At 71.1% G+C, this 9,305-nt stretch carries 7 protein-coding genes; 4 read left to right on the top strand and 3 right to left on the bottom strand.

Going from position 1 to position 9,305, the window contains the following annotated elements; genetic code table 11:
• Positions 1-35: 35 nt before the first annotated feature.
• The gene (locus BGO46_RS12410; protein WP_292676712.1) at positions 36-962 is read right to left on the bottom strand and encodes a lytic transglycosylase domain-containing protein; all 927 of its coding nucleotides are present in this window, start codon (positions 960-962) and stop codon (positions 36-38) included.
• 174 nt (positions 963-1,136) lie between these two features.
• Positions 1,137-3,302, bottom strand: a complete 2,166-nt coding sequence (locus BGO46_RS12405) for a malate synthase G (RefSeq protein ID WP_292676714.1) — start codon at positions 3,300-3,302, stop codon at positions 1,137-1,139.
• Positions 3,303-3,406: 104 nt separating this feature from the next.
• Here BGO46_RS12405 and BGO46_RS12400 point away from each other — a divergent pair, with 104 nt between their 5' ends.
• Both BGO46_RS12400 and BGO46_RS12395 read left to right on the top strand, forming a co-directional pair.
• Positions 3,407-4,183, top strand: coding sequence for an IclR family transcriptional regulator (locus BGO46_RS12400; protein WP_292676718.1), 777 nt, complete (start codon positions 3,407-3,409; stop codon positions 4,181-4,183).
• A gap of 136 nt (positions 4,184-4,319) precedes the next feature.
• Positions 4,320-6,431, top strand: a complete 2,112-nt coding sequence (locus tag BGO46_RS12395) for a glucose PTS transporter subunit IIA (RefSeq protein ID WP_292676720.1) — start codon at positions 4,320-4,322, stop codon at positions 6,429-6,431.
• Between the two features lie 21 nt (positions 6,432-6,452).
• On the opposite strand, the gene coaBC is transcribed toward BGO46_RS12395, so the two are convergent.
• Positions 6,453-7,664 (bottom strand): bifunctional phosphopantothenoylcysteine decarboxylase/phosphopantothenate--cysteine ligase CoaBC, encoded by a 1,212-nt coding sequence (gene coaBC, locus BGO46_RS12390; RefSeq protein WP_292676721.1) that lies wholly within the window; start codon positions 7,662-7,664, stop codon positions 6,453-6,455.
• Positions 7,665-7,714: 50 nt separating this feature from the next.
• On the opposite strand from coaBC, the gene BGO46_RS12385 reads away from it, so the two are divergent.
• Positions 7,715-8,449 carry an NRDE family protein gene (locus BGO46_RS12385; RefSeq protein WP_281652562.1) on the top strand — a complete coding sequence of 245 codons (735 nt, stop codon included), beginning with the start codon at positions 7,715-7,717 and terminating at the stop codon, positions 8,447-8,449.
• The gene (locus BGO46_RS12380; protein ID WP_292676723.1) at positions 8,449-9,108 is read left to right on the top strand and encodes a YdeI/OmpD-associated family protein; all 660 of its coding nucleotides are present in this window, start codon (positions 8,449-8,451) and stop codon (positions 9,106-9,108) included. Before BGO46_RS12385 ends, BGO46_RS12380 begins: the two co-directional genes overlap by 1 nt.
• Positions 9,109-9,305 lie beyond the last annotated feature (197 nt).

Here is a 9,305-nt window from a genome sequence, read left to right as displayed (position 1 = left end):
GTGGACGCGGCGCCACCGAGCCGCGATCAGGTGTGTCAGTACCAGCCGGTCGACTGCGAGTGGTCCCACGCGCCGCAGGCGGTGCCGTAGCGACCCGAGATGTAACCCAGGCCCCACGCGATCTGCGTGGCCGGGTTGGTCTGCCAGTCGGCGCCGGCCGAGGCCATCTTGCTGCCGGGGAGAGCCTGCGGGATGCCGTACGCGCCGCTGGACGCGTTGTAGGCCGACACGTTCCAGCCGGACTCCCTGTTCCACAGCGCCACGAGGCACGCGAACTGGTCGTCGCCCCAGCCGTAGTTGGCGGCCATCATGTCGCGGGCGATGCCCTGCGCCGACGCGGGGTCGACGTTCACGTTGACAGCCGGGGCGGATGCCGTGGCCGTCGACTGCGCGGCAGCGGCTTCGGCAGCGGCGGCAGCCTCGGCCTCAGCGGCGGCCTGCGCGGCAGCGGCCTCGGCGGCAGCCTGCGCAGCAGCGGCTTCGGCGGCAGCCTTCGCGGCCGCTTCCTCTTCTGCCTTCTTCGCGATCGCGGCGTCGAGTTGGCCGCGCAGCGCGGCGGTGCCCTCGCGCACGCTCTGCACCTCGGCGGCCGCATCAGCGGTCAGCGCGGGCAGCAGCAGCGTGGGGGTCAGGTCGATCCCGTCCAGTTCGTCGATGACCTGCGACAGGGCGCTCGTGTCGACGACGGTCGTGCTCGAGGCGATGTCGAGGCCCGACGTGCGGATGTCGACGGTCACCTGACGCGCGGCGGCGAGGGCATCCTTGGCGTCGGCGAGCGTGGTCTGCGCGTCGGCGGTGATGGTGCTCAGCGGCGCCGAGATGGCACCGACGGTCGACGACGCGGAGGTGTCGGTCTGCTGGGCGAAGGCGGGGACGGCGGCGCCGGTCGTGGCGACCATCCCGACGATCAGGCCTGCGGTCAGAAGCGCGGGCGTGGCAGAACGGAACGGGAGACGGGGCATAAAAGAGGTACTTCCGGTGGATCAGCACCGCGAAAGCGACGAAGCGCGACGTGCGGTGTGCGTCCTCGGGTGGACACGAAGGTCACAGATTGGCAACAGTTTCTGGACGAAACCGGCACGGAACCTGGGCAAACCCTGGACGCACACCCCCGCAGACCACCCCGCGAGCGGGTCTCACACCGCCGCGAGCGCCTCGGACTTCTTGCGTCGGCGCAGCGCGTGCAGCAGCGGTTCGGTGTACCCGTTCGGCTGTGCGGCACCCTCGAGAATGAGGCTGCGCGCGGCTTCGAACGCCGTGCCGCCGACCCCGCCGGGAGCAAGCTTCTCGTAGCCCGCATCGCCCGCATTCTGTTCGTCGACGACCTCCGCCAGCCGCAGCAGGCTCTCGTCGACCTGCTGCGTGGAGATCACACCGTGCGTGAGCCAGTTCGCCAGCAGTTGGCTCGAGATCCGCAGGGTGGCGCGGTCCTCCATGAGGGCGACGCCGTGGATGTCGGGCACCTTCGAGCAGCCGACGCCCTGGTCGATCCAGCGCACGACGTACCCGAGAATCGACTGCACGTTGTTGTCGAGCTCGGTCGCGACGACCTCGTCGGTGAGCGAGCCGGGCACCGCGAGCGGGATCTGCAGCAGCGTGTCGAGGCTGTCTGCCGGCAGCGCCGGCAACGTGGGGCGCTGCGCGAAGGCATCCACCTCGTGATAATGCAGGGCGTGCAGTGTCGCCGCCGTCGGCGACGGCACCCACGCCGTCGAGGCGCCCGAGCGCACGTGCGCGATCTTCTGCTCGAGCATGTCCTTCATGAGGTCGGGCATGGCCCACATGCCCTTGCCGATCTGGGCGCGGCCGTCGAGGCCGCTCGCGAGGCCGATCGCGACGTTGCGCGTCTCGTAGATCTGCATGAACGGCTCGGCCTTCATGCCGCTCTTCGGCGCGATCGGGCCCGCCTGCAGCGACGTGTGGATCTCGTCGCCGGTGCGGTCGAGGAAGCCCGTGTTGATGAACACGACACGGTCGGATGCCGCGGCGATCGCCGCCGCGAGGTTGACCGACGTGCGCCGCTCTTCGTCCATGATGCCGACCTTGAGCGTGCGCGACGGAAGCTGCAGCAATTGCTCGACGCGGCCGAACAGTTCGGCAGTGAAGGCGACCTCGTCGGGCCCGTGCATCTTCGGCTTGACGATGTAGAAGGAGCCGGTGCGCGAGTTCGCGCGACGCTCGAGATCGGGCAGCGCGCCGAGCGAGGTCATGATCGCATCGAGGATGCCTTCGGGCACCTCCGCACCGTCGCGATCGAGCACCGCGTCGGTGCGCATCAGGTGGCCGACGTTGCGGACGAACAGCACCGAGCGGCCGGGCAGCACGAGGGCCGAGCCGTCCGGCGCCGTGTACTCGCGATCGGGGTTGAGCGTGCGCGTGAAGGTCGTGCCGGCCTTGCTGACCTGCTCTTGCAGCGTGCCGTCCATGAGCGCGCGCCAGTTGCGGTAGCCGAGCGCCTTGTCTTCGGCGTCGACCGCGGCGACCGAGTCTTCGAGGTCCATGATCGTCGTGATCGCCGACTCGAGCACGATGTCGGCGACGCCTGCCACATCACCCGCGCCGATCGCGCTCGCCGGGTCGATCACGATCTCGGCATGCAGACCGTGATGGCTCAGCAGGATGCCCGTCGGCGCATCCGCCTCGCCCGTGTGGCCGGCGAAGCCGGTCGGGTCGGCGAGCGTCGTCGCGCTCTCGCCGAGGGCGATCTGCAGGGCGCCGCCCGAGACGGTGTAGCCGGTGGCATCCGCGTGCGAGCCGTTCTGTAGCGGCGCGATGCGGTCGAGCAGTTCGCGTCCGCGGGCGATGACCTCGGCGCCGCGGGCCTCGTTGTAACCGCGCAGCGGCGCGAGGTCGCCCGTGCGGTCGATGGCATCCGTGCCGTACAGCGCGTCGTACAGCGACCCCCAGCGGGCGTTCGCGGCGTTGAGCGCGAAGCGGGCGTTCAGCAGCGGCACGACCAGCTGCGGGCCCGCGGTCGTGGCGATCTCGGGGTCGACGTTCTCGGTCGTCACCTGCACCGACTCGGGTTCGGGCAGCAGGTACCCGATCTCGGTCAGGAAGGCACGGTAGGCCGCGGCATCCGGCACACCGGGGTTCGCGCGGTGGAAGTCGTCGATGCGGTTCTGCAGCTCGTCACGCACGCGCAGCAGTTCGGCGTTGCGGGCGCCGAGCTCGTGCACGATGTCGCTCACGCCCGCCCAGAACGCGTCGACGTCCAGGCCCGCCTCGACGACGGCAGGCTCGGCGAAATCGACGATCTGCTCGGCGACCTGCAGATCAGCGCGGGTGCGGTACGTGGTCATGTCGGCCTCCATCGGCGTCGAAGGAACGGATGCCTGACAGAGTAGACGGACACTCCACAAGATGAGATCATGTTTCGCATCGTGGAATCAGAGAGAGGGATGCCGTGGTCGCACAGGCGGTGGGGCAGGTGGTCACGCAGGGTGAAGTGCAGTCGGTCGCGCGCGCTCTCGGCGTGCTCGAGGCGCTCGCCGAACTCACCGAGGCCGGCGCCGATGTCGCCCTCGCTCAGCTCGCGGCGAGCCTCGAGCTGCCCGTGCCCACGGTGCACCGCCTGCTGAAGACGCTCGCCGCGCACGGCTACGTGCGCCAGGCCGACTCGCGCCGCTATGTGCTCGGGCCGGCGCTGATCCGCCTCGGCCTGCGCGCGACGCCGCAGCTCGCCCTCGAGGCCCGCCCCGCGCTGCAGGAGCTCGAAGACGAGATCGGCGAGACGGCGAACCTCGCCGTGCTCGACGGCGACCACGTCCTGTACGTCGCGCAAGTGCCCTCGCGTCACCGCATGCGGATGTTCACCGAGGTCGGCCGCCGCGCGCTGCCGCACGCGACCGGCGTCGGCAAAGCGATGCTCGCGCTGCTGCCCGATGAGCGCGTGCGGGCGCTCGTGCGGCGCACCGGCATGCCGCCGCTGACCGATGCGACGCTCGTCGGCGAAGAGGCGCTGCTGGCCGACCTGCGCGAGACGCGCCGCCGCGGGTTCGCCGTCGACGACGGTGAGCAGGAGGTCGGCGTCCGCTGCATCGCCGTCGCGGTTCCGGATGCCTCGGCAGGCCCCACCGCCGTCTCGATTTCGGGCCCCGCGGCACGCGTCACCGAGGACGTCATCCCCGACGCGGTCGCCGCCCTCACCCGCGCCGCGCGGGCGCTGTCGGCGCGAGGCTGAACGCGCGCGTTCATTCACGGCGGAGGGCCTTTCGATGGCATCCGTCGCGCGGCTAGGCTCACGAGCAGGTGAATCCAGCGGATTCTCAGGAACGCCTCGGCGTCACCGCGGGGCACGATCAGCGAGGAGAAGCACGATGGCATCCAACTCCGCAGCCGACATCGTCGAGGCGGTCGGCGGGCCCGGCAACATCGCCAGCCTGACCCACTGCGCGACCCGGCTCCGCTTCCAGCTGCATGACGGCACGAAAGCCGACAAAGACGCGGCGGAAGCCGTCTCGGGCGTGCTCGGCGCCGTGCCGCAGGCCGGCGACCGCTTCCAGGTCGTGATCGGCGGCGGGGTGCAGACCGTCTACAACGAGATCATGGCGCTGCCGTCGATGGCGTCAGGCGGGGCCGCGGCGTCCGGCGCGGCTGAGACCGCCGATGACATCAAGGCGCGCGAGCGCGCGAAGGGCCCGCGCGGCACGAACGCATGGCTCGACTCGCTGTTCGAGTTCCTCTCCGACTCGTTCCGCCCGATCCTGGGTGCGCTGCTCGGGGCATCCCTGTTCATCACCTTCATGGCGCTCATGGCAACCCTCGAGGTCATTCCGGCCTGGAACGCGCCGGGCGTGACGCTCGACCCGTCGTGGGCGTTCGTCAACCTGATGTGGCAGTGTGTGTTCGTCTTCCTGCCGCTCATGGTCGCCTACAACGCGTCGCAGAAGATCGGCGCCGACCCGTGGGTCGGATTCGCCATCATGGCGGTGCTCATGCTTCCCGGCTTCTCGGGGCTGGCCACCGGCGTCGACAAGACGCCGCTGTTCGGATTCGAGCAGGCACAGGTCGCGATCGTCCAGGTGTGGGGCCTGCCCATGCCGATCGCCGACTATTCGTCGCAGGTGTTCCCGCCGTTGCTGATGGCGGCGGTGCTCGGCCCGCTGTACAAGGGGCTGAAGAAGCTCATCCCCGACAACCTGCAGCTGATCTTCGTGCCGTTCCTCGCGATGCTCATCATGATCCCGCTGACGGCGTTCCTCATCGGCCCGATCGGCGTCTACGTCGGCGCGGGCCTGGCGAGCGCCCTCGCCGCGATCAACACGTTCTCGCCGTTCATCTTCGCGATCATCATCCCGCTGGCGTATCCCTTCATGGTGCCGCTGGGGCTCCACTGGCCGATCAACGCGATCATGCTGCTGAACATCCAGACCCTCGGCTACGACTTCATCCAGGGCCCGATGGGCGCGTGGAACTTCGCGTGCTTCGGCGCGACGGCCGGCGTGCTGTTCCTCGCCTGGCGCGAGAAGGACAAGGACATGAAGCAGACCGCGACGGGCGCGCTCGCCGCCGGCCTGCTCGGCGGCATCTCGGAGCCCTCGCTCTACGGCATCCATCTGCGGTTCAAGCGCATCTATCCACGCATGCTCGTCGGATGCCTCACGGGCGGCCTGATCATCGGCGTCGGCTCGCTGATGCTGGGACTTGAGCACGGCATCACGACGCAGGCGTTCGTCTTCACGTCGCTGCTGACGATCCCCGCGTTCGACCCGATCGGCCTGTACATCATCGCGGTCGCCGGCGCGTTCATCGTCGCGATGCTGCTCATCATCTTCTCGGGCTACAAGAATCCGGCGGATGCCGCGGCGACCGCTGTCGCCGGCGCGACCACGGCCGGAGCCGCCCGCGACACGATCCCCGCCGTCGCCGGAGGGCAGGAGCTCGCCGGAGTTGCGGGTGAAGGCGCCGCCGTGGCGCCCGCCGCCGCGACGGCCACCGCCGTCGCCGAACCGGATGCCGGGGTCGGCGCGCTCCTGCAGGTGGCCTCGCCGCTGGACGGCACCGTCGTCGCCCTCGACACGGTGCCCGATCCGGTGTTCGCCGGCGGAGTGATGGGCCCGGGCGTCGCGATCGAGCCGACGGGCGACACCGTCTACTCGCCGGGCGCCGGTGTCGTCGCGGCCGCTCAGCCGACCGGGCACGCGTTCGGGCTGCAGCTGGACAACGGCGCCGAGGTCCTCATCCACGTCGGCATCGACACGGTGAACCTCAAGGGCGAAGGCTTCGACGTCAAGGTCCGAAACGGGGACCGCGTCGAGGTCGGCACCCCGCTCGTGAGTTTCGACAGGGCCGTCATCGAGAAGGCCGGCTACCCGCTCATCACCCCGGTGATCGTGCTCAACGCCGACCAGTTCGACACCGTCGACCCGGTCGCGCTCGGCCCGACGACGCACGGCACCCCGCTCCTGGACATCCAGCAGAAGGCGTAGCGGGGCGCCTCGTCGCCCAGGTCACCGGAGGGCGGCGACCGCGTCCCAGACGGCGTCGGCGACGGCGCGTTTGGTGCCCGCGGCATCCGCCACGACCTCACCCCGCGCGTCGAGCAGCAGCACGCGGTTCTCGGCCGCCTCGAAGCCCTCGTCCCACGAGACGCGGTTGACGGCCAGCAGGTCGACGCCTTTGCGGGCGCGTTTGCGGCGGCCGCGCTCGAGCAGCTCGGCGTCGTCCGACGCGGTCTCGGCGGCGAACCCGACGATGATCTGGCCGGGGCTGCGGCCGGCGACGAGCTCCGCGAGGATGTCGGGATTCTCGACGAGGTCGAGCTGCAGGGGACCGTCCTCTTTGCGCAGCTTGTGCGCGGCGACCTCGGCGACCCGGTAGTCGGCGACGGCGGCGACCATCGCGACGACGTCGGCAGTGGCCGCGGCATCCGTCATCGCGCTCTCGAGGTCGGCGGCCGTCGACGCGCGCACGAGCGTGATCCGCGGATGCCGCGCCACCGCCGTCAGCACGCCGTCGTCCACGTGGGCCGCGACGAGCGTCACGGCGGCGCCCCGGTCGGCCGCCGTCAGCGCGAGCTCGGCGCCCTGCCGTCCGCTGGAGCGGTTGCCGAGGAACCGCACCGGGTCGATGGGCTCACGCGTGCCGCCCGTCGACACGGCCACGCGCCGGCCGGCGAGGTCGCCGTGCGCGGCGGTGCCAGCGGCGACTGCGAGCGCTGCCGCGACGATCTCGTCGGGCTCGACCATGCGTCCCGGGCCGCTGTCGCCGCCGGTGAGCGGACCGTCGGCGGGGCCGACGATGTGCACGCCGCGCTCCTGCAGGGTCTGGATGTTCTGCTGCGTCGCGGCGTGCTCCCACATCGCGGTGTGCATCGCGGGCGCGACGACGACCGGCGCGGTGGTCGCCAGCAGCGTCACGCCGAGCAGGTCGTCGGCGATGCCCGCCGCCATGCGGGCGAGGGTGTTCGCGGTCGCCGGCGCGACGATCACGAGGTCGGCGGAGGTGCCGAGCGCGACGTGGCGCACCTGCGCGACGTCGTCGTGCACGCTCGTCGTGACAGAATTCCTGCTGACGGCCTCCCACGTGGCCGTCCCGACGAACCGCAGCGCATCCGCCGTGGGTACGACGTGCACCTCGTGACCGCTCGTCACGAGGGTGCGCACCACCTGCACCGTCTTGTACGCGGCGATGCCGCCCGTCACACCCACGACAACGAACATGGTCCGATCCTCCCACGCGCCGGGAGGCGGGCGGAGAGGTCACGAGCACCGTGTGCACCGTCATCGTCCACGTTCCCGAGTCTCCGGCGGCGACCGGTGAGCCGGTGCGCCTGCTCGCCGTGCGCGACGAGGACCCCGCCCGCACGTGGGACCCACTGGGGGAGTGGTGGCCCGAGCATACCGGTGTCATCGGTGTTCGTGATCGTCGCGCGGGCGGCGCGTGGCTCGCGGCCGACCCGACCGCCGGGCGCGTCGCCGTCATCCTCAACCGCGCCGACGTCGTGACCGAGCCGGAGGAGACGCTCGGCTCGCGCGGGCACGTCGTCCTCGACGCGCTCGCCGGGGCGGCCCCGGTGGCGGGCTCCGCGGGGGAGCGCCCGCGGACGCACGGCTACAACCTCGTCGAGGTCACCGCCGCCGGCGCCCGCGTCACGATGTGGGACGGCGTCACCGTGCGCACCGTCGATCTCGCGCCCGGCATCCACATGATCGCCCACGACGACGTCGACGACCCCGCGACCGCCCGCATCTCGGCGTGGCACGACGCGTTCGGAGACACCGACCCGCATGACGCGCACTGGTGGGAGGGCTGGCTCGACGTCCTCGAGCGCACGAGCGCGGTCGGATCGGTCGACGACCGTGCGATCGTGCGCGACAACCGGCCGTTCGGCTATCCCACGCTGTCGCTGCTCGTGTGCGCGGCATCGGTCGGTTCCGACGGTGCCGACGTGCGGTACGGCGAGTTCGACGAGCCGGGACGCTGGAACCGGCTGACCCTGCGCTGATGTCGGATGCCGCTGCTACCGTCGGCGGCGTGGGTGACGATGTCGAGGTGGTCTTCTTCGCGGATGCCGCGGCCTTCCGCGCCTGGCTCGAGGAGCACCACGCCACCGCAACCGAGCTGTGGATGGGGCTGCGGCGCAAGGGTCACCCCGACCGAGGGCTGACGTGGGAGGACGCCGTTCCCGAAGCGCTCTGCTTCGGGTGGATCGACTCCACCAGCTACCGGATCGACGACGAGGCGCGCCGTCAGCGGTGGACGCCCCGCAAGCCGACGTCGAACTGGAGTGCCGTCAACATCGCGCACGTCGAGCGTCTGCTGGCCGAGGGGCGGATGCATCCAGCGGGCATCGCGGCGTTCGAGCGGAGAGACAAGAGCGTAGCGGGGTATTCGTACGAGACCCGGCGTGAACTCGGCACCGACGGGCTTGCGGCGATCGCCGCGGTTCCCGCCGCGCAGGCGTTCTGGGAGGCAGCGCCACCGTCGTACCGCCGCGTGGCCGGCAACTGGGTGCTCTCGGCTAAACGCGAGCAGACCCGCGCCGACCGCCTCGCGACGCTCGTCGCCGACTGTGCGGCGGGTCGCCTGATCCCGCCGCAGCGCTACGGCGACGAGCCCCGCTGGGTCGCCCGCGCCACCGCCGCCGCGTCTTCCGCTCGTTGAGCGAGGGAGCGCCAGCGACCGAGACGAACATCGTTCCCCGGTCGCCCCGCGAGGGAGCGCCAGCGACCGAGTGGTGTTGCCCCCCGGTCGTTGAGCGAGGGAGCGCCAGCGACCGAGACGAAACGTCGTAACTCTCCCCGCACCGGTTGGGGCGTTTCGTCTCGCTCGTTCCTCGCTCGCTCAACGACCGGCGGGGG

The sequence above is a fragment of the Microbacterium sp. 70-16 genome (assembly GCF_001898315.1).
In the GTDB taxonomy this organism is placed as follows: Bacteria; Actinomycetota; Actinomycetes; order Actinomycetales; family Microbacteriaceae; genus Microbacterium.
Note: the sequence above shows the minus strand (reverse complement) of the source record. Positions and strands in the feature narration are given on the sequence as shown.